The 21,175-nt window shown below is 52.2% G+C and carries 20 protein-coding genes; 6 read left to right on the top strand and 14 right to left on the bottom strand.

Going from position 1 to position 21,175, the window contains the following annotated elements; translation table 11 throughout:
- The first annotated feature begins 60 nt into the window (after positions 1-60).
- Entirely contained in the window at positions 61-960 is a 900-nt protein-coding gene (locus RHH53_RS05960) for a CoB--CoM heterodisulfide reductase iron-sulfur subunit B family protein (protein ID WP_206201471.1), read from the top strand.
- On the opposite strand, the gene RHH53_RS05955 is transcribed toward RHH53_RS05960, so the two are convergent.
- Entirely contained in the window at positions 957-1,514 is a 558-nt protein-coding gene (locus tag RHH53_RS05955) for a 5-formyltetrahydrofolate cyclo-ligase (protein WP_206201470.1), read from the bottom strand. The genes RHH53_RS05960 and RHH53_RS05955 overlap by 4 nt on opposite strands.
- A gap of 104 nt (positions 1,515-1,618) precedes the next feature.
- Here RHH53_RS05955 and ureA point away from each other — a divergent pair, with 104 nt between their 5' ends.
- The 4 genes from ureA (at position 1,619) to RHH53_RS05935 (ending at position 6,166) form a co-directional block, all read left to right on the top strand.
- The gene (ureA, locus tag RHH53_RS05950) at positions 1,619-1,885 is read left to right on the top strand and encodes an urease subunit gamma (protein WP_310744262.1); all 267 of its coding nucleotides are present in this window, start codon (positions 1,619-1,621) and stop codon (positions 1,883-1,885) included.
- Between the two features lie 174 nt (positions 1,886-2,059).
- A complete protein-coding gene (gene thrC, locus RHH53_RS05945) occupies positions 2,060-3,358 on the top strand; it encodes a threonine synthase (protein ID WP_310744227.1) in 1,299 nt (432 codons plus the stop codon).
- A gap of 50 nt (positions 3,359-3,408) precedes the next feature.
- On the top strand, positions 3,409-3,684 hold the full coding sequence (locus RHH53_RS05940) for a MoaD/ThiS family protein (protein WP_149817514.1): 276 nt from the start codon (positions 3,409-3,411) through the stop codon (positions 3,682-3,684).
- A 232-nt stretch (positions 3,685-3,916) separates the two neighbouring features.
- Positions 3,917-6,166 (top strand): DUF3488 and DUF4129 domain-containing transglutaminase family protein, encoded by a 2,250-nt coding sequence (locus tag RHH53_RS05935; protein WP_310744226.1) that lies wholly within the window; start codon positions 3,917-3,919, stop codon positions 6,164-6,166.
- On the opposite strand, the gene RHH53_RS05930 is transcribed toward RHH53_RS05935, so the two are convergent.
- The gene (locus tag RHH53_RS05930; protein WP_302679088.1) at positions 6,163-7,503 is read right to left on the bottom strand and encodes a hemolysin family protein; all 1,341 of its coding nucleotides are present in this window, start codon (positions 7,501-7,503) and stop codon (positions 6,163-6,165) included. The genes RHH53_RS05935 and RHH53_RS05930 overlap by 4 nt on opposite strands.
- Positions 7,504-7,809: 306 nt before the next feature.
- On the opposite strand from RHH53_RS05930, the gene RHH53_RS05925 reads away from it, so the two are divergent.
- The gene (locus tag RHH53_RS05925; RefSeq protein WP_302676487.1) at positions 7,810-8,862 is read left to right on the top strand and encodes a TrkA family potassium uptake protein; all 1,053 of its coding nucleotides are present in this window, start codon (positions 7,810-7,812) and stop codon (positions 8,860-8,862) included.
- On the opposite strand, the gene RHH53_RS05920 is transcribed toward RHH53_RS05925, so the two are convergent.
- The 12 genes from RHH53_RS05920 to RHH53_RS05865 all read right to left on the bottom strand — a co-directional run bounded on the left by RHH53_RS05920 (position 8,844) and on the right by RHH53_RS05865 (position 21,159).
- Complete coding sequence (locus RHH53_RS05920) at positions 8,844-10,022, bottom strand: glycosyltransferase (RefSeq protein WP_310744225.1); 1,179 nt, start codon at positions 10,020-10,022, stop codon at positions 8,844-8,846. The genes RHH53_RS05925 and RHH53_RS05920 overlap by 19 nt on opposite strands.
- Entirely contained in the window at positions 10,022-11,068 is a 1,047-nt protein-coding gene (gene rsgA / locus RHH53_RS05915) for a small ribosomal subunit biogenesis GTPase RsgA (protein WP_310744224.1), read from the bottom strand. Before rsgA ends, RHH53_RS05920 begins: the two co-directional genes overlap by 1 nt.
- Positions 11,065-11,286, bottom strand: coding sequence for a sulfurtransferase TusA family protein (locus tag RHH53_RS05910; protein WP_149817527.1), 222 nt, complete (start codon positions 11,284-11,286; stop codon positions 11,065-11,067). Before RHH53_RS05910 ends, rsgA begins: the two co-directional genes overlap by 4 nt.
- Positions 11,287-11,310: 24 nt before the next feature.
- On the bottom strand, positions 11,311-12,096 hold the full coding sequence (locus tag RHH53_RS05905; protein WP_310744223.1) for an alpha/beta fold hydrolase: 786 nt from the start codon (positions 12,094-12,096) through the stop codon (positions 11,311-11,313).
- Positions 12,097-12,197: 101 nt separating this feature from the next.
- Complete coding sequence (gene pflB, locus RHH53_RS05900) at positions 12,198-14,453, bottom strand: formate C-acetyltransferase (protein ID WP_310744222.1); 2,256 nt, start codon at positions 14,451-14,453, stop codon at positions 12,198-12,200.
- A gap of 301 nt (positions 14,454-14,754) precedes the next feature.
- Positions 14,755-15,792, bottom strand: a complete 1,038-nt coding sequence (gene dusB, locus RHH53_RS05895) for a tRNA dihydrouridine synthase DusB (RefSeq protein ID WP_206201463.1) — start codon at positions 15,790-15,792, stop codon at positions 14,755-14,757.
- 15 nt (positions 15,793-15,807) lie between these two features.
- A complete protein-coding gene (locus RHH53_RS05890; RefSeq protein ID WP_310453446.1) occupies positions 15,808-16,770 on the bottom strand; it encodes a glycosyltransferase family 2 protein in 963 nt (320 codons plus the stop codon).
- Between the two features lie 34 nt (positions 16,771-16,804).
- The gene (locus RHH53_RS05885; RefSeq protein ID WP_310744221.1) at positions 16,805-17,695 is read right to left on the bottom strand and encodes a glycosyltransferase; all 891 of its coding nucleotides are present in this window, start codon (positions 17,693-17,695) and stop codon (positions 16,805-16,807) included.
- A gap of 19 nt (positions 17,696-17,714) precedes the next feature.
- The gene (locus RHH53_RS05880) at positions 17,715-18,599 is read right to left on the bottom strand and encodes an alpha-1,2-fucosyltransferase (protein ID WP_310744220.1); all 885 of its coding nucleotides are present in this window, start codon (positions 18,597-18,599) and stop codon (positions 17,715-17,717) included.
- Positions 18,596-19,675, bottom strand: a complete 1,080-nt coding sequence (locus RHH53_RS05875) for a glycosyltransferase family 10 domain-containing protein (RefSeq protein ID WP_310438394.1) — start codon at positions 19,673-19,675, stop codon at positions 18,596-18,598. Before RHH53_RS05875 ends, RHH53_RS05880 begins: the two co-directional genes overlap by 4 nt.
- Positions 19,645-20,301, bottom strand: coding sequence for an FkbM family methyltransferase (locus RHH53_RS05870; protein WP_206201459.1), 657 nt, complete (start codon positions 20,299-20,301; stop codon positions 19,645-19,647). Before RHH53_RS05870 ends, RHH53_RS05875 begins: the two co-directional genes overlap by 31 nt.
- A 75-nt stretch (positions 20,302-20,376) precedes the next feature.
- On the bottom strand, positions 20,377-21,159 hold the full coding sequence (locus RHH53_RS05865; protein ID WP_310744219.1) for a TIGR00297 family protein: 783 nt from the start codon (positions 21,157-21,159) through the stop codon (positions 20,377-20,379).
- Between the last annotated feature and the right edge of the window lie 16 nt (positions 21,160-21,175).

Raw genomic sequence — 21,175 nt, 5'->3', positions numbered from 1 at the left:
CACACGAGTGATTGTGATGATTGGCTAGACTAGGGGCAGATTTTAGGCGTTTCAAGTTGTATGTCTGCTTTACGCTATGCCTATTATCCCGGTTGTGTGGCTCAAGGGGCCTGTCGGGAATTAGACCTCTCAACGCGGGCGATCGCCCCCCTGTTGAATATCGAGCTGGTGGAACTGAAGGAAGCCAGTTGTTGTGGCTCAGGCACGTTTAAGGAGAATTCGTGGCTGCTAGAAGATACCGTCAATGCCCGCAACATTGCCCTTGCCGAACAGTTGGCTTTGCCCCTGTTGACCCATTGCAGCACCTGTCAGGGGGTGATTGGCCATGTGGATGAACGCCTCAAGACCTTTCAGCGCGATCGCCCGGCGTACGTGGCAGAAATTAACCAAGTGTTGACGCAACAGGGCTGCGCTCCTTACCAAGGCACCACAGAAGTGAAGCATTTGCTCTGGGCGATTATCGGCGATGTGGGCATTGACGAGTTGCGCGATCGCGTCCGTCGTCCCCTCAAGGGACTGCGCTGTGCGGCCTTTTATGGCTGCTATCTGCTGCGTGCCCAAGAGAGGCTGCCCTTTGATCACCCAATTCACCCCACCTCAATGGAACAGGTGTTTGAGGCAGTTGGGGCTACCCCCATCGAGTATGAGGGACGTACCCAGTGCTGTGGTTGGCCCATTTCCAGCTATGCGACGGCGGCCAGTTTTGCCATGGCGGCACAACGACTCCAGAGCGCGATCGCCCATGGCGCGGATTGCATTGTCACCCCCTGTCCCCTCTGTCATTTGAATCTGGATGCTCGCCAACCAGAAATTGCCCAGCAGGTGGGAGTTACCCTCAATTTGCCGATTCTCCATCTGCCGCAACTGGTGGGTCTAGCCCTTGGCCTGCGTCCTGAGGAACTGGGTTTGAGAAAACACGTGGTTTCAATGCAACCGGTGTTGGCAAAACTGGGGCTTTAGCTGATTGCCAAGAGGCCTGATTCAGTGCAGATAGCTTGCAGTGGCTGATCCCACGGGTCACGGGGCAATTCTGCTAGAAGGGCTGACTCAAAGACAATTCCCCAGCGACACACGTGCTGCCAATCGGGGTGGGCAAAGAGGCGATCAAAAAAACCGGCGCCATAGCCGAGACGGTAGCCTTGGCGATCGCAGGCAACGGCAGGCACTAGGCAGAGATCAACACACGCTGGATCAATCGGGGGCGCTTCGGGGGGCGGTTGCCAAAGGCCATAGCGTCCTTGCTGGAGAGTGTCTTGGTTGCCATTAAAACAATGCCACCGCAAATCCTGACCCACGACACGGGGCAAGCCCCACTGTTTCGGGAGTGACCAGAGGAAGCGCAAGTCGGGTTCGCGGCGATGGGGCACATAGGTCAACACTGTGGTTGCCTGTTGAAACTGGGGATGATCAAGCAAGTGCTGACAAATGCGCTGACTGCGATCTTGCCACTCGCGATCGCTCAGGTGCTGCCGCCATTCAAGATAGTGTTGTCGCAGTTTGACTTTATCGCTCATTGATTTTCTGGGCACCAAAGCCACAAGTTAAGATAGAGGCCAAAGTGAGTGTTTAGCCTGAGGAACGATGCAACTGTTCCCCCAAGAATAAAGACAAGCTCCTAATTTTTACCGCCGCTCTTGTGGCCGAACGTCGTAAAGCACGGGGTCTCAAGCTCAATTATCCCGAAGCAGTGGCCTATATTTCTGCTGCCATTTTGGAAGGGGCGCGGGAGGGGCGCACAGTTGCTGATTTGATGAACTATGGCACAACGCTGCTCAGCCGTGACGATGTCATGGAGGGGGTGCCGGAAATGCCCACAGAAGTACAAGTCGAAGCAACATTTCCCGATGGCACGAAGCGGGTGACCGTGCATACCCCCATTCGCTGAAGCCTCAAAAAGCCCTAGGATAGCGCCAACCGCTGATTAGCAGCACATCTCCAAGGAAAACGGGGAGAATTTTTATGGCTATTCAAATCCCGATAAAAATAGTCGGATATATTTGACAGGGCGATCGCCCCCTGCTAGGATGGTCAACAACTTGTCTGAGGCAGGCTGAGACCCATGACCGCAACGTTGACCTCTACCACCGAAACCGCCTATTTTACCCACCTCAAATGCAAAGAGTGTGGCGCCGAGTACGAACCCCAAGCCATTCATGTCTGCGAATACTGTTTTGGCCCCCTAGAGGTGAAGTACGATCTGAGCCAATTGGCGGCAGCCGTAACGCGCAGCACGATTGAGGCGGGGCCAAAGTCCATTTGGCGTTACCGTCCCTTTTTGCCCGTGACATCGGCCAACCCCATTGATGTGGGCACAGGGATGACTCCCCTCCTCAAAGCCCAGCGGCTGGCTCGGCGACTCGGACTCAAGCATCTGTACATCAAAAACGATGCCGTGAATATGCCCACCTTGAGCTTCAAGGATCGGGTGGTATCGGTGGCGTTGACGCGGGCGCGGGAATTGGGTTTTACGACCGTCTCCTGTGCCAGTACCGGCAATTTGGCGAATTCAACGGCGGCGATCGCGGCTCATGCAGGGCTAGATTGCTGTGTCTTTATTCCAGCGGATCTGGAAGCGGGTAAGGTCTTGGGGACGCTCATCTATGAGCCAACGGTAATGGCCGTTGAGGGCAACTACGACCAAGTGAATCGCCTGTGCTCGGAAGTGGCGAATACCCACGGGTGGGGGTTTGTCAATATCAATTTGCGCCCCTACTATTCGGAAGGGTCAAAGACGCTCGGTTATGAGGTGATTGAACAGTTGGGCTGGCAGCTTCCTGACCACATTGTGGCTCCCTTGGCTTCTGGCTCTCTGTTCACGAAAATTTACAAGGGCTTCCGCGAATTTGTGGAAGTGGGTCTAGTGGCGGATAAACCCGTGCGCTGTAGTGGTGCCCAAGCGGTGGGCTGCTCCCCCATTGCCCAAGCCTATGCCGAGGGGCGGGATTTTGTGGCACCCGTGAAGCCCAACACCATTGCTAAGTCCATTGCCATTGGTAACCCCGCCGATGGGGTCTATGCCCTAGAGATTGCCCGCAAAACCAATGGGGCGATCGCAGCCGCCACCGATGAAGAAATTGTGGCCGGCATTAAGCTGCTGGCGGAAACGGAAGGTATTTTCACGGAAACCGCTGGCGGTACCACAATCGCCGTTCTCAAAAAATTGGTGGAATCGGGCAAAATTGACCCTGAAGAGGTGACGGTGGTCTATATCACCGGCAATGGCCTGAAAACCCAAGAGGCAGTGCAAAACGAGATTGGCCAACCCCTGACAATTGAACCCAAGTTGGCTAGCTTTGAGCGTGCCTTGGAGCGATCGCGCACCCTCGAACGGTTGGATTGGCAACCGGTATTGGTCTAGTCGGTTTTCCCGACGCTGTGTTGAAGTTTATGGATGGTTTGTAGAGGTCTATGGCTGTTACTGTTTTGATTCCGACGCCCTTGCAAAAGCTCACCCGCGATCAAGCAACGGTGGAGTGTCAAGCCCAATCGATCGCTGAGCTTCTGGAAAAGCTAGAGCAGGACTGCCCCGGCATTAAAGGGCGCCTCTGCGATGAAAGTGGCCAACTGCGGCGATTCGTCAATTTCTACGTCAACAATGAGGATATTCGCTTCCTCAATGGCATTGAAACGCCCCTCAAGGATGGCGACGAAGTCAGCATCATTCCCGCGATCGCTGGCGGCTAAGCAAGAGGAATTTGCTCCTGTTGAGAGGATTGAACCCTGATTTTAGCTCTGGGGGAAGGGAGAGACCCAAAAGCGATTGGAGTTCCTCTTCGGTGTAGATTTGCGCCGTCAGGGGCTGATTTTTAAGCCATGCTGCAAGCCGCTGATAGAGGACGCGATCGCCGCCAAGGTATCCACCGCTTCTGGGGAAGAGATTTGTTAGGATCAGGGCACTGTTTGCCGCTGCTGTTCGATGGTTCAGTCTTGGTTACAGCCCATTGCCAATTCCCCGATGCTAGCTCCCGCCAAGGATGTTGAGGATTCCCTACTGCTGCGCCTAGGGGTCTTGGGCATGGTGATTGTTGGCCTAGTGGCAACCGATGTGGCGGCGGATACTGCCAATAGTCTCTGGGCAGTTCCCCTCTCCATTGCGGGCTTTAGTTGGAGTTGGTGGGCACGGCGACAAAGAAATGTGGTGGCAAAGCTGGCGATCGCCGTTGGGATGTTGACGGCATTAGCGGTCTTTTTAGGGCGGTTGGCAGCACTGAACCAGGATTCACGGATTTTGCTGACGGAACTCTTGATTCAACTGCAAGTGCTCCATAGCTTTGACCTGCCCCGCCGCAAAGATTTGGGCTACTCAATGGTCATTGCCCTGATTTTAATTAGTGTGGCGGCCACCCTCAGTCAAACCATGACCTTTGGGGTTTTTCTGGTCATCTTTCTGGCGATCGCCCTACCCGTACTCGTCCTTGACTACCGCTCGCGCCTTGGCCTACTCTCCACCACCCTGAAATCGCTACGCTTGCCTTGGCGGCAATGGGTCGGCCTCTTTGCCCTGATTCTTGGCTTGGGGATGGTGGTCTTTGTGCTGCTGCCGCGCTTCCCCGGCTATCAAATTCGCACCTTGCCTGTCAGTGCTGAAATTCAAGTGGCAGGGGAGTTTGACCAAACCCGGGTGATCAATCCGGGCTATGTCAGTGGCCGTGGTGGTGGTGGTGGTGGTGGCGAGGAACTGGCCAATCAAACCTTTGACCCGAACTTTTACTATGGCTTTGGCTCTGAGATTGATCAGACCTTTGGCGGGAGCATGACGCCTAGGGAGTTAATGCGGGTGCGATCGCAAGCCCCCGGCTTTTGGCGCGTCCTTGCCTTTGATGAATATACGGGGCGGGGTTGGCGCATTAGTCGCAACGATAAGGCAGAAGTGCTGCGGCGTTCCCCTTGGAGTTTTCGCTATCTGCTGCCACAGCAACTCTCCCAAATGCCGACGCGGGAAGTGATTCAGACCTATACCATTGTCTCTGAGTTTAGTAACCTGATTCCCCATCTCTACGAACCCCGCGAACTCTATTTTCCCACCCGTGAAATTGCCCGTGACCCCGAGGGTGGCCTGCGGGCGCCGGTGCCCTTGCCCGAGGGGCTGACCTATTCTGTGATTTCCCAAGTGCCCGTGCGCGATCGCTCCCTGTTGCGCAGAGCGCCAAAATTAAATCACACCGTAGGCTATCAGTTTTACCTTGAAGTCCCCCCTGACCTGAAACCACGGCTGCAAGCGCTGGCCAAAGACCTCCTTGCCAAGGCCGATCGCTCGATTCCCGAACCCTACGAGCAAGCTCTCTACCTCACCCAAGCCCTGAAGCAATCCTATGCCCTGAAAACCGACACTCCCGAACTAGGCACAGATCAAGACTTGGTCGCAGCCTTTCTGTTTGAGTGGCGCGGCGGCTATCCCGATCACTTTTCCACGGCGTTGACGCTGTTACTGCGCAGTATTGGCATTCCCACGCGCTTGGTCACCGGTTTAGGAACGGGGGAATTTAACCCCTTCACGGGCTTGTATGTGGTTCGCAATACCGATGCCTATGCCCTGACGGAAGCCTACTTTCCCAATTTGGGCTGGTTTCTCTTTGATCCAATTCCGGGGCACGATCTCTATCCAGCCACCCTAGAGGTAGATCAGACCTTTAGCGTCCTCCAGCAGTTTTGGCAGTGGGTCACGGGATGGTTGCCGACCCCGGTGACGGGATTTTTTGGCATTATCTTTGCTACCCTCGAAACTGCTTTGCAAAAATTCTTTGATCTGTTTAGCCAAGGGCTGGGGGGGATTGTCCAAGGGATTTTGATTCTCTTTGGTGGCGTCATTGTGGTCTGGGGTTTGTGGTACGCTCTCCAGACGTGGCGATATCGTCAACGCCTGCAAAAACTGCCGCCGATCGCCCGCCTCTATGTACAAATGCTCGATGGTCTCGCCCAGCAGGGATTACCGAAGCGACCCAATCAAACTCCGTGGGAATACGCGCGATCGCTGCAAACCGCTGGCCGTCTTGATGCCGTCAGTCAGCGAGCCATTGAAACCCTGACGCAGGCCTATGTGGCTTGGCGCTATGGTGGTGATCAGCCCCCCTTGCCACCCCTGAAACGCGCCCTGAATCAACTGCGACAACAACGCTGGCGATCGCTGCAACGTACAGTAGCGGATCTGCATCTGCGCCGTCGTTAATCCTTGTCCTTGGGGTTGCTGTCATCGGCGAGGGCATCATCGCTCACTAGTTCGGTCACCAGCACCTTATCCACGCGGTTGCCATCCATATCCACCACTTCAAAGCGCAGGCCATCGGTTTCAATGTAATCTCCCGACTGGGGAATACGCCCAAATAGCGTAATGATTAGCCCGCCAAGGGTGTGGTAGTTGGCCGTGTCCTCCTCAGGTAAACTTTCCCGCCGCAGCAATTCCTTGAGTTCATAGGTCGAGAGCAACCCATCCAATAGCCACGAGCCATCCTCCCGCTGAATAATTTGCGGTTCCTCCCCCTCGTCGTGGCGCAGTGTGCCAATAATCGCCTCCGTGAGATCATTGAGCGTCACCAGTCCTTCGATGCCCCCGTATTCATCGGTAATCAGGGCAATGTGTTGACTCGACTGACGAAAGAGTTCAAGGACATCAAGTGCCGGTAGGCCTTCGGGAACAAAGAGCGCTGGTTGCAAAAGCTGGCGCAGGTCAATCTCTTGCTGGGTGAGACGAGCGGCCAAAAAGTCCTTGGCTGAAATAATTCCCAAGCAGTGATCAATGGTCTCTTCGGCCACGGGAAACCGCGAATGGGAACTGGCCAGAATTTCTGTTTCTATTTCTTCAAGCGAGGATTCAATATCCAGCCACACAATATCGGTGCGGGGGGTCATGATCGACTGAATCGGGCGATCGCCCAAGTTAAAAATCCGCGCCACCATGTCCTGCTCCGCCACCTCAAAGAGACCCGCCTGTGCCCCCTGTTCAATCAGGACTTTAATTTCATCCTCTGTAACCGTTTGGTCAGCAATGGTGGTAATGCCCAATACTTGCAGGATGGTGTCTGTGGAGACGCTGAGTAAATGCACAATCGGAGCCGCTAATTTCGTCAGCCATGTCATGGGTTTGGCAATGTTGCAGGCGATCGCCTCGGGGTACGTCATGGCAATGCGCTTGGGCACCAGCTCCCCAATCACTAGGGAGAGATAGGTAATGCCCGTCACCACAAGGGCAATACTCAAAGGCTGACTATACTGCCCCAACCATGGCACGGGACTGAGGGCAGCCTGTAACCGCTGGGCGAGGGTGGCACCGCCCACGGCACCACTGAGAATCCCAATCAGGGTAATCCCAATTTGTATAGCCGAGAGAAAATTATTCGGGGAGTTGGCAAGTTTCAGAGCCACCTTCGCCTTGCGTTGACCCCGTTTTGCCAGTTGCTCAAGACGAACCTTGCGTGCAGAGACCACTGCGATTTCAGCACCAGCAAAAATGCCATTGGCGATGATGAGCAGCAGCACAAGTAAAATTTCTAAGGCAGCGGCAGACATTGCAGCTATTCTTCTAGGGGGAACCCCAGATATACAGTCTGAGTCGGCATTGTGGGTCGTCAGGCTTATTCAAGAGACTGCTCCTTTACTGCCGATGTTGTTTCTATCATGCTGAATAAATCGCCCCTCTGCCAGTGATATCGACCTGTTGAGGGGATGCGATTGGGTCATTAAGCAGTTTTGGCTGTTTCGAGGGGGTTTCATCCTTAGGGAAAAGGGTTGTATAGCAGTCAGGATACTGGAATCTGGGAGACTCTACAAGGGGGCGGAATCTTAGAATAGACGTGATGTTTCCCTCGCCAACCAATGCACGAGCGACTTCAACGCTTCCTTACCCTAGGGGCGATCGCGATTCTGGTGCTGTTAATTGTGGCTTTCCTCTGGAGCGAAGAGGCACTTCAGTCGCCGAGCCGCGCTTGGGAGACCCTCAGTAATGCAGTGATTACCTTGGTGGGGGAGTATCCCGATCGCCCGCGCACCCTGCTAGGGCAAGTCCTGCAGCTAGTGCTACTGCTTTTTGGCACCTTTGCCTTTGGTGCCCTGATTGGCAAATTTTCCGCCTACTTTGTCACCCAAGCTCTTAGCCAAACCCTACCCATGAAACCCTTTAGCAACCACATCATTATTTGCAACTGGAATGCCAAGGCGCCCCTTGTGCTCCGCCAACTGATTGCCGCCAACGCCTACCATCCCCGTGACATTGTGCTTTTATGTGCTGAACCGATTGCACTGGATCCTGAATTCCAAGGGCGCCCGGATGTCTTTGTAGTGCAAGGGGATCCTACCCACCATGGCACCCTAGAGCGCCTCAATGCCCCCCAAGCCAAAGCCATTATTCTGCTTGCCGATGCCGACATGGAAGCTCCCGATGAAAAAAATGCCCTCATTGCCCTTGCGGTAAAGCACCTAGAGAAAACCCCTGGCCAAGAGCAGGATATTCATGTGGTGGCCGAATTGGTGAATAGCGATCGCCAGCGCCACCTCAAGGAAGCGGGGGTGGATGAAGTGATTTTGAGTCAGGACTATAGTTCTGGGATTCTGGCTCAAAGTGCCCTCTTTCGCCAAATGTCCGAGGTCTATCGGCAACTCCTGACCTATTCTGATCACACCAATGAGTTTTACTTCATTGAGCCAGGGCACTATCCCACTACCCTCTGTGGCCTCTCCTTTGCTGCCCTCAGTGCTTGGATGAGTGAGTACAGTAGCCGCCATCCAGAGAACCCGCTGCTCCTGATCGGGATTCGCCGCCAAAATCAGCAGGTGTTGCTCAACCCTCGTCCCTCAGACTTTCAGAGTCTTGACCCCACTGACACGCTGATTGTCATGGCCTATCGCCCCATCTATGACTTGCGGGGATAAACCCGTCCTTTCCAAGCACCGCCCCGACCTTGCCAGTGGCGCCGCGCCGAATCCAGTGTCATCAGCGTATAGAGGAAGGCAATCACAGGCAGTGTCAGCGCCCAAGCGCCATTGAGGCCATAGAAACGCACCGTTGGCCCGTAGGCGATCGCCATGCTCCCCCAAGTGAGTCCCGCCATGACGGCTAAGGGTAGCGACTGACCGATCAGACCGATAGCAAGGGCAAGGGGCGCCCACAAATACACCAGTGTCATGCCAATCACGGTTCCCACCAGCAATAGCGGTGAATAGGACAACTGCGTATAGGCAGTGCGAGCCACCATCTGCCAAATACTGCTGAGGGTATTGTAGGCCCGCAAACTCACTGTTGTCGGTGTTAATCCCAGCCAAATGCGGTAGCCTGCGCGCTTTACCGCTGCTGCCAAGGAACAATCATCAATTAGGGCATCGCGAATACAGGCAATGCCTCCTATCTTGTCCAGGGCCAGAGGATCAATCAAAATACACCCCCCCGCTGCAGCCGCCGTTGATCGCTGTGGATCGTTGATCCAGCGGAAGGGATAGAGCTTGGCAAAGAAAAAGACAAAGGCGGGAATCAGCAATTTTTCCCAAATACTTTGGCAGCGCAGTTTCACCATCAGCGAGACAAGGGCACAGTTTTGCTGACGGGCGTGGGCGACCAATTGGCGCAAATTTTGGCGATCGTGGGCAATATCGGCATCTGTGAGCAGCAAGTAATCGGGATCAAACGCTCGGGCGGCCTCAATGCCTTGGGACAGCGCCCAGAGCTTACCTGACCAGCCGGGGGGGAGCGGTGTGCCTTCAATCACCGTTAGGCGATCGCCCTTGCCCAGTTCCAAAGCCGTTTGGCGAGCAATGTCCCCTGTGCCATCGTTACTTTGATCGTCCACCAAGATCAGATGTAGGGTTCCAGCATAGTCCTGTTCGAGGAGCGATCGCACACTGGTGCCAATCACCGCCGCCTCATTGCGAGCTGGAATGACAACCACCACCCTTGGCCAAACCCTGAGGTCTCCCCCCTGTAGCCGCTGATCCGGGCGCCAAAACTGTCCCCAAAACAGCAGCAAAACCAACCAGATTACCAAGGAAAGACCCGTTACACTCAACAGGATGAGAGTTAACACAAGGGGCATCGTCATCACAGTTCGCTATCGAGGACTTCTTCAGCCATAGGGTTGAGGTGCTGATGCTGCTGTCGGCGCGATCGGCGGCGATATTTTTTCGGATCCAAGAGGGGTTCAAGGCGCTGCTGCCCTTGGCGGTCACTCTTGGCCTTCACTGGGGGTGCCTTCCCTAAGGATGGCTCTGAACTGGCCATTGTTTCTAGCTCATGCAAATACTCAATGTAGAGGGGGTAGCGCTCCCAATCACCGCGTACACAGCAGCTCGGTTCCTGATCGTGGCGACAGTTATCAAAGAGACACCGATCCTTGCTCAGCCGTTGGCGAATCTCCGGAAAAGCCGCCGCCAATTGCTGGGGGTCTTGGGGCAGTTCCGGCTGATTAAAGCCGGGTGTATCGGCAATCCAGCCCCCCGCTGGCAGGGGAAAGAGTTCCACATGGCGAGTGGTGTGCCGCCCCCGGTGCCAGTGATCCGAGACCGCACCGACGCGAATATCTTCCCGAGGTGTCAGATGGCGGATCAAGCTACTTTTGCCTACCCCCGACGGGCCACAGACAACTGTAATCTTATCAGCGAGGTGGGGATGCAGATGTTGCCAGTCGCTTCCTTGGGTGAGACTGAGGACATGGCAGTGATAGCCCCATTGATGCAGGCGATCGCGCCACTGCTCCTGTTCCGCTTTGGCGACTAAATCCGCTTTCGTAAAAACCACCTGAATCTCGACATTCAATCCCTCGGCGGTCAAGAGAAAGCGGCTAATTTGATGGACATCAGCAGGAGGGTCAGCCAAGGCAAAAAGGAGCAACACTTGATCGACATTGGCGATCGCTGGGCGTGACAATTGATTGCGGCGGGGCAAAATCTCAGCGATCGCTCCGCGGTGTCCTTGCCAGTCGGGATGGCTCACCACTACCCAATCCCCCACACACACCTGTTGCCCCATCTTCTTGAGGCGGGCGCGGCGTACACACAGTAACTCCTCAATACCATTGGTGGCTTCCCGCAGGCGGACACGGTAGTAATTGGCCTGAACAGCCCGCACCAAGCCCACTAGATCACTCATGCCGGACGCTGCACCTGAAGGGCAAAATAGTCCTGCCGTGGCTCAATCCCAAGGACATCGTAGCCCGCCATGCGCAAACTATCGGGCACCTGCTCAATGGGTTCTCCTGCATCCAACCACACCTCAAGGGGCTGCTGGGGGGGCAACTGTTGCAGTCGCAGTTTTGTGCGCACAAAGTTCAAAGGACAGGGCGTTCCCCGTAGATCCAATGTTTCCATGGCAGGGCAAGTAACCAACTGCAACTATCTTCCCAAAAAGGCGACCACCTTGGCGAATACCTGTTCTCGCTCGACATCAAGGGGGAGCAAGTGATCCGACTCCTTGAACCAGTGCAATTCCTTTTCGGGGCTGCCTAGGTGTTCATAAATTCTCTGTGCCCCTTGGGGGTCAACGACCGTGTCAGCAAGGCTTTGCAGAATCAGTGCTGGCGTTGTGATCAGCGGCAGTTCCCGCTCCACTTGGGCAATCAGCTCAAGGGCACTGCGCACCGCTTGCAGGTTGAAACTTTTGAAAAAGCAGGCGGCTTCTGCTGCTTGGCGTAGGGGGCGATCGCGGATTGGTAGGCTGCGCCGAGGCACAAAGGGAATCCACTGGCCAACGGACTGCACAAGCCTCTCTGGAGCGACGGGGCAAAACCAAGGCCGATAGATGCGCAAAAAGGGGGCAAGGAGTACAAGAGAATCAACGGCATACTCATAGGCAAGATGAAGGGCTAGCGTTCCCCCAGTGGAAAAGCCCACCACGGCAACCGTGCGATGGCTGTCTCGTAAGGTCTTAAAGGCTGTCACTACTGCCTCATACCACTGCGGCCATGTCGAGGCGGGCATTTGGGCACTGGGGCGATCGTGCCCCGGATAGAGGATGCCCTGAACCGTCCAGCCTGCTTTGTAGAGAACCTCTCCCAAAAGTTGCAGTTCATAAACCCCACCCCCCAAGCCATGGAGTAACAAGCAGGCGCGATCGCCCGCAGCATGGCTATAGAAAAAGGGAAGATTAACGACATTCACCAATGTACGCAAACACCACACGCTAGCACCATAAAAAATCTACCCCGATCGCCAGAGCAACCGAGGTAGAGGACGCGACGTTCATCTAGGCGGCAGTTCGCCTAAAGAGCCTAAAGATGAGCCTAAAAGCGTTCATGGAAGGTGCGGTTAATCACATCCAACTGTTGTTCGCGGGTGAGTTTGATAAAGTTCACCGCATAGCCCGACACCCGGATGGTGAGTTGGGGGTACAGTTCAGGGTGATCCATGGCATCCAACAACATTTCGCGGTTAAGCACGTTGACGTTGAGGTGGAAGCCTTGGTCGTGGATGTAGCCATCCAGCAGATTCACCAAGTTGCTGATTCGATCCTCCCGTGTCTTGCCAAGGGCACTGGGCACGATGGAGAACGTGTTGGAGATGCCATCTTGGGCATGGACATAGGGCAACTTGGCCACGGATGCCAGTGAGGCGATCGCCCCTTTCGTATCGCGACCGTGCATGGGGTTGGCGCCCGGCGCAAAGGGTTCACCGGCTTTGCGGCCATCGGGAGTATTGCCGGTTTTCTTGCCATAGACGACGTTGGAGGTAATCGTCAGGATTGACTGCGTAGGCACGGCATTGCGGTAGGTTTTGTGTTTGCGGATTTCATTCATGAAGGTTTCCACGACCCACACCGCGAGACTATCCACGCGATCGTCGTTGTTGCCGTACTTCGGAAAATCACCCTTAATCTCGTAGTCCACCGCCAACCCTTCGGCATTGCGGATCACTTTCACCTCGGCGTACTTAATGGCCGAGAGGGCATCCGCCACCACCGATAGACCCGCCACACCACAGGCCATGGTGCGAAAGACATCGCGATCGTGGAGCGCTATCTCCAGCCGCTCGTAGCAGTACTTATCGTGCATGTAGTGGATGACGTTGAGGGTATTGACATACACCTTCGCCAACCAAGCCATCATCTGTTCAAAGCGCGGCAGCACTTCTTCCCACTTCAGGGTGTCGCCTGTAATCGGCGCAAACATCGGTGCCACTTGCTGGCCAGAGACTTCATCCCGACCGCCATTGATTGCGTAGAGGAGGGCTTTGGCTAAATTCACCCGTGCCCCAAAGAATTGCATTTGTTTGCCGACCCGCATCGCTGAGACACAGCAGGCGATCGCGTAGTCATCGCCCCAGTAGGGACGCATCAAGTCATCGTTTTCGTATTGGATCGAACTGGTGTCAATGGAAACTTGGGCGCAGAAGCGTTTGAAGGCCTCTGGCAAGTTTTCCGACCACAGCACCGTCAAGTTGGGTTCGGGGGCAGGCCCAAGGGTATAGAGCGTATTCAGAATACGGAAGCTGGTTTTCGTCACCAATGGGCGACCATCAAGACCCATGCCACCAATGGATTCCGTGACCCATGTGGGATCGCCAGAGAAGAGTTCATTGTATTCCGGCGTCCGCAGGAAGCGCACCATCCGCAGTTTCATCACAAAGTGGTCAATCCATTCTTGGATCTCAGCTTCTGTGGCTGTGCCGTGGCGCAAATCCCGTTCAAAGTAAATGTCGAGGAAGGTGGAGACCCGCCCAAGGGACATGGCGGCGCCGTTTTGTTCTTTGACAGCCGCAAGGTAGCCAAAATAGAGCCACTGAATCGCCTCTTTGCCATTGGCCGCTGGCCGCGAAATATCAAAGCCATAGCTGGCGGCCATTTCCTTGAGTTCATTGAGGGCTTTGATTTGCTCTGAGAGTTCTTCCCGTAGGCGGATGGTTTCTTCGTCCATGACATCCACTTCTAGGGAAGCCTGCTGTGCCTGTTTGTCGGCAATCAAGCGATCTACCCCATAGAGAGCCACGCGGCGATAGTCACCAATAATCCGACCGCGGCCATAGGCATCCGGCAGTCCCGTAATGATCCCCGATTTACGACAGCGGCGCATTTCGGGTGTGTAGGCATCAAAGACGCCATCGTTATGGGTTTTGCGATATTTGGTGAAGATTTCCTTCGTGTGCGGATCCAATTCGTAGCCGTAGGCCTTGAGGGAGGTTTCAACAACGCGAATGCCACCAAAGGGCATAATCGCCCGTTTCAGGGGCTGATCGGTTTGCAGGCCAACGATTTGCTCCAACTCGCGATCAATGTAGCCCGGTGCGTGGGCTGTAATCGAAGAGGGGACACTGGTATCGGCATCGAGCACCCCTTTTTCGCGCTCTAGTGCCATCAGGTCGCGCACTTTTGCCCATAGTTGTTGGGTGCGATCGCTAGCGCCTGTGAGGAAGGAGGCATCCCCAGCGTAGGGGGTATAGTTGCGTTGAATAAAGTCGCGCACATCAATGCGATCGACCCAATCACCACCCGTAAATTCTCGCCATGCCGCTTCGGGCAATTCTGTGTAGCGTGTACAGTTCATAATCAATGTTCCTCATCAAGTGTGCAGCAATTTCTCGCGATCGCCCTTCACCAATAGCGATCGCCCCTTCAAACCAGCAAGAACCTGCTAACTGCAAATGCTAGAAAATACGCAAGAGATTAAGCGATTGCGATCAAACGAGAAATGCAAGTGAACTTTTTGTAGGCCAAGCCTCATCACTCTTTTTTGGCCTGCTCACACCTACACTTTCATTATAACCCGTGGGTTCTAGGGACTTTTTTTACGAAATTTTTGCGGAATTGTTGCGCAACACAGATCTTTTTTTCATTTGTTTAGGTATTTAGGCCGCGATCGCCTCGGTGTCTGAACTTACCTGCAAGCGCTCAATTGCTGCATCCAGCAGGGCTAAACCAGCCTCTAGGGTTTCAATGCGACACAATTCACTGCGCAGTTCTGCGGCATCAGCAAAGCCCTTGGCGTACCACGTCAAATGTTTACGGGCTTGGCGAATCCCCCGTTCCCCCTTGTATTCCCAGAGGGCAATGAGATGATCCCGCGCACAGTGCAGACGTTCAACCACCGTTGGCGCAGGCCGCAATTCCCCGGTTTTCAAAAAGTGATCAATTTCCCCCACCAAGAAGGGATAACCCATCGTTCCTCGCGAGCACATCACCCCATCCGCCCCAGTTTGCTCTAGGCAGCGCACCGCCGCTTCCACCGAGAAAATATCGCCATTGGCAATCACGGGAATACTGACGCGCTCCTTCACCCGCGCAATCCACTCCCAGCGAGCTGGGCCATTAAAGCCTTGGGCACGGGTTCGCCCATGAACTGTGATCATGGCAGCGCCAGCATCTTCCATCGCCTTGGCAAAGTCAAGGATATTAATCTCCTGATCGCTCCAACCAATGCGGGTTTTGACCGTAACCGGCACAGGCACCGCCTTGGAGACCGTCCGCACAATTGTTGCTGCCGTTTGCACATCCCGCAGCAGCGAAGAACCACCGCCATTCTTCGTAATTTTATTCACGGGGCAGCCCATATTGATATCTACCGTATCCGCCCCTTCAGCTACCGCCTTTATCGCTGCTTCCGCTAGAAAATCAGGGCGGCAGTCAAAAAGCTGAATACTAATGGGGTGCTCATTGGCATCCACTTCCATGATCCGGGGCAATGTTTTCAGATAGTGCAACCCCGAAGCACTGACCATCTCCGTGTACATCATTGAGTCGGGGGCATAACGGCGCACCAATCGCCGAAACACCAAATCAGTTACCCCGGCCAACGGGGACTGCAAGACCCGACTATTGACCGTAACAGAGCCAATCTGCAATGGCGTTGCCAAACGGGCTTTTAGCTCTGGAGACAGGGTTAACATAACTCCCACGAAAGCTCAATGCTGCTGCTGCGGTGTTTGCTCTTGATAGGCTGAGTAGACTGCCCGCACATTATACCAGTTCAAAAAGATACGAGCCACTTCCAAGGCATCTTGAGGGCGACCGATATTAATCAGCCATTGCAACAGGGGCGCCAGTGTTTTTTCATTGAGAATGCCGCCGAGGGATAGGATGGCCCAAAGGAAATAGTGAAAGGGCGTCATTTGAATCATGAGCTTCACTTCCCAAATGGGATGCTTTTTATAGAACAAGACCCCCATTCGTCCCCTTTCAATCTCTTTCTGAATCAGGGTGGGCACTTGACTGAGGGAAAAGGGGGGATGCCAGTGGTAGCCAACGGCTGCGGGGCACTTCAGCAATCGCAAACCCAATTTCTTGAGGCGCACCCCTAGTTCTAAATCTTCCCAGCCATAGAGTTGAAACTGGGTATCAAAGAGGCCTGCTTTTTCCAACCAATGGCGGGCGATCGCCACATTTCCCGTTGCAAAATAGGCGGCTGAAAAATCAACAATTTTATAGGGTTCTGAGGTTGGGTCTTCAAAATTACAGGTATTAATCACACGACCATAGGAAAAAGCAGGAACCTGAGCAATATCCTCAATGCCAAGACGTTCTTTTTCTTGAGTTAAGCACTTCCCATGGGCTTCTAAAAACGTTTCCGTCACCACCAAGTCACTATCAATAAAGATAATCCAGTCACCCTTGGCCACCTGCAGACCTAAGTTACGAGCCGCTGCCGGACCCAGATGTTCCTGTTGAAACCAGCGGACACAGGGAAACGCTTCACGATGTGCCTCAAGCCACTCAATGGTGTTGTCTGTTGAGCCATCGTCAACAATAATGACCTCATAGCCCTCAATGCCTAAGTCTGGATTCCACGTTTGATGGGCGATCGCGCGAACACACTTTTCTAGAATGGGCAAGCGATTATAGGTAGGAATTACGACACTAAAAAACATGATCACTCCAGAAATGTGGTCTTGAGCTACTCAACTAGCTTGTTCTATCTAAAACCCAACTATGAAAACGGTGGTAACAAAGGCGTGGGAAGGCATGGTGGAGAATTTTTTCTGCTTCTGTTCCTTTATAACATTGCTTTAACTGCCGCAGGAGTTGGAATGTTTTCCACAAGTCTTTCTCTGCTTCTTGAGCCTCAGTTGCTGAAATTCCTAGCTTGGCACTTAGGAGTTGCTGCCAGTGGCGCGAACGAATCCGTTGACTATTTTGAGCTTGCTGCCGACGATAAAGGCTGGAGGTTTGTTTGCGATGCACTCGGTACTGCAGAAGCACCTCTGGCACATTCCCCATCTTGAATCCTGCCGCCCATGCCCGCTGCCAGAGATCATAATCTTCCACCAGTGACCACTCAAAGGAGTACCTCAGTTCTTTGAAAACACTGGAGTGACCCATTACAGATGGATGGGCAAAAGGTACACCAAATAACAATTCAATTTCGCAACCTTCATGGGAAGGAGGATAGTGCCAAGAACCAATCGCTGCCCCAATGAGCTGAACAGATGAGCCACAAAGATGTAGTTTATTTTTTTCTAGAAATTCAAGTTGACTTTCTAACCTGTTAGGTAAAGTCAAATCATCTGCATCCATTCTAGCGATATACTGACCCTTAGCAAGTTCAATTGCTTGATTCAGTGTATAAATCAAACCTTGATTATCCCGACGAATTAAATGAATACGAGCATCAAGTTTTGCATAATTTGATAAAATTTCAAAGGAATTATCTGAAGAACCATCATCAATAACAATGAGTTCAAAATCATTAAAGGATTGATCAAGAATAGAATTTATAGCTAATTCAATATATTGGTCAGAATTAAAAACTGGTAAAATAACTGAAATAGTCGGACTATTGTGTATATTCATCATTAACAATAACTAAATCATCTCAAATTCTAATCCAAGTCTTTGGAATTAAATCCGAGTCATCTTTATCAGATGTGGCGAACCATTTTTGAGGAGCAATTACAATTTTTTCAGGGCTATTATTTAGCCAAGCTCCCCACCAACTAAATGTACTGTTGGCAATAATATGATGACGACATAGACTCATTAATCGCATATCATTATAGCTCTCCTGACCAGTATTATTTTCCACATAGTAAACAGGGTGCCAGATCTCTAAGTTTGATTTTGCCCATTCAATTTCATCTGAGAAAATGAAAAATACAGGATCAGCGACAAGGGTAGTGATATATTCAACTGCTCTGTGATAGTAATCAAGGCTGCAGACACCATGAACTTTTTGTGTTGTTAAATTAGAAATATAATCCCCACGTCGGATGTGAAGACTGACCGAATGACACTGGGTAATTTTATCTGCCCATTGAGCATTTATTTCTGACAAGGGTTGCCTAAACTTGAAATCTTCCCGTAGAACGTCAGCAATTTTGCTAAAGTATTTTTCTGATTGCCAGTAGCCCTGAAGGTAGGCAATGTCGGGGACAGAATGAATTTTCTCCCAATAGTGATAGTGAGGTTCAAGAATTAGTCGTCCCTTACATAGTGCTGAAAGTCTAAGGTTGGCGATCGCTCTCCTGATTTTTGGTACCCCCCACCACCCCAAAACAGACTTCAAATCCTCAAGAGAAGCAATCGGAGCCTCACAGCAAAATACACGATGTAGCTCAAACCCTTGATGAAGCTGGTAACTTGCAAAATCGGAAATATCTAAACGCAAGGGTACTCCCTTAGTCATAGACAAAGCCCTTCCTACAGCATACTGGAACATCTGATTGCCAAGGCCACCGATAAGATTGACAAAGATCATCATTCCGAGTGTTTATGACTAGCGTTGACTTGATCCAAAATGCCGTGAACAATGGTCTGCACAAAGTGAGCAATAGAAAACCGCTGTGCTTGGGGAGAGTGCAGAAAATTCCAAATCGCTTGCTGGTAGCCTTTATAGATCTCTTCTGGCATCGTCTTGAGAAAGTTGTATAAAGAGTCGTAGGAAGAAAACTCTCTACGGTCAATAAAACAAGCCTTAGGAATGTAGTCGGTAATGTCTGGTGCCCCCCAGTAGATCGGCACGTTCCCGGCGCAAAAGGCATCAAAAATTTTCTCTGTGATGTAACCACGAAAAATCGCGTTCTCATAGACAATCGAGAAGCGGGACTGTCGTAATACTTCACTCTTTGTGAGCACAATGCCCCGCCAAGACGGAAATGGGGGCAATGGTCTGTGAATCCACCTTTTTTCTAAGGCGTGAATGATATCTCCTACCACGGGCTGTTGGGCTGAATGATTCCAACCGTGACCATAAAGGGCAAAGTCCTGTGGTGCATGACGTTCAAACCAGCGAATAGCTCTGACCCGCTCGCGGTAGAGATCTTGAGAGGGAGCCCACCAAGCCAAAGCCTTATTACTGTTGATTAAAACAACCAACTGAGGACGTTGCCCATAGCCATCTACACCACCTGTTATCTTGAACGGGTGAGGCAGTTGAATTTGCTGAGCCTGCTTGATAGCTAGATCAGGGTTCCAAGTAAACACACTTTGATAGCGACGCAATAAGAACCGCTGCCCATTGGCTGGATAGATCAAGGGATGTTCAGCGAGAATTACAAACTTTGGAGACTTAGAGCGGGGAGCTTGAACATTAAGATGGAGTTCAAAATCGGGGTCATGACAGCATTCATCAAGGCCAACAAGTTCAACGCCTTGAGCACGAAACCCCTCCCGCAGGGCAACCCAAGGCTGTGTTAGCCCGTCTGGAGATCCATTCGGATCAAAAAATACGGCTGTGGGAATATCAGGATAGACAAAAAGACCAGTTAATCTTTGCTTTGTCATTGCATGATTTTCTAGGTTAAAACTCAAATGCTCTTTAAGCGCCAGCTTTCCCAAACAAATTCATAATTCCACATTTCAATATGAGTTCTTGTTAGCTGAGAGCGTAAATTCTGACGCTTTTCCTCTGCGTTCTCAACAAAATTATGAAACTGAATCTGAAGATATTTTATCTTTTCTATTAAATCAGAATCGATGAGCTTTTTCACTAAATTATACTCTCCTCCTTCAATGTTAATTTTCATCAAATCTACTTTTTCGATACCAAGCTCCTTGAAAACAGTAGCACAGTTTCGTAGTTGGGCTATTTCCTCTGATGTTTTTGAATTTCTTTTATAAAAACTTGACGAGTCCTCAGCTATGTGAATTTGAGAAATTTTATCGGCGTCAGACAGTCCATAATTCAGGGCAATAATCTTTGCATTACCAGTAAACCGTTGCTTACAAATATGATAGAAGACTGAAACCGGTTCAAAAACAAATACTCGACAATTGAATTTCTCATGAATGAGAGCAGTAAAGTCTCCTTTATATCCCCCCACATCTAGGACAATGCTCTCTGCATCAAGTGGATAATCAAGCCGCAAGGTACTATCGCCTTTATCTCGAAACCAGCGACGAACCTCTCTTTGAAATGAGTTTTGAATTAGCAATGAGTCAAGCCAGTCTAAAACTTTGTTCATACCTAAAAAATTTGATAAATGTCAATAAATCAAACGAGGTAAATCCCTAGGTCACTAACAGCCCGCTTACAACGCTTACGAAGCGATAAAAACGGCTACCATTGCCACCAAAGCCCCCACCGTTGTGTTGATGCCGTTAACGATTTCATTACTCAGCCAAGTGTAGCGTTCCTGAAGGGTGGCTCCCACGAGACTCTCCACAAGGTTGGCTAGGAAAGCAGCAAGGAGACAAATGGGGAGGGCGATCGCCCCCATCAAGCCCACACTCCAGCCTAGCGCAGCAATCACGGTGGCACCAATTAGACCGGCCAGTGTTCCCTCTAAACTCACCGCTCCCTCTGTCCCTCGGGGCACTGGTTGCAATGTGGTAATGAGAAAGGTGCGCTGACCATAGGCTTTGCCCACTTCACTGGCACAGGTGTCTGACAGCTTGGTGCTAAAACTGGCCACAAACCCCACCAAAAATAACTCCCGCCATTGGGGTAGCAGGAGAGCAAGGAGTGCACAGAGGGTGCCTGTAAAGGCTGATCCCCAGACATTCTCTGGGCCGCGCGCCCCGGCGCGTTTTTCAGCAATGCCTGCGGCCTCTTTTTCGGCCATGCCAATGCGGGTGACGGCTGAACCGACAAGGAAATAGACCATGACAATCAGATAGCCCTGCCAGCCTAAGGTGCCCCAAATCAGCACGCCGAGGAGCCACGCATGGAAGAGACCTGCTAGGGTGAGTAATTTTTGCCGTGTAAGGAGGGCGATCGCCCCAAGGACGGTATTGAGCAAAATACCTATCCACCAAGGGTTCAGCAAAAGGATGCCATCCACGAGAACCGCACTCCGACTGTACTGGCAGCACCTTATCATACTTTTCAGGCATAGA

The organism is Thermosynechococcus sp. PKX82 (assembly GCF_031583255.1).
Taxonomy (GTDB): Bacteria; Cyanobacteriota; Cyanobacteriia; order Thermosynechococcales; family Thermosynechococcaceae; genus Thermosynechococcus.
This window is presented reverse-complemented; position numbering and strand designations above follow the sequence as displayed.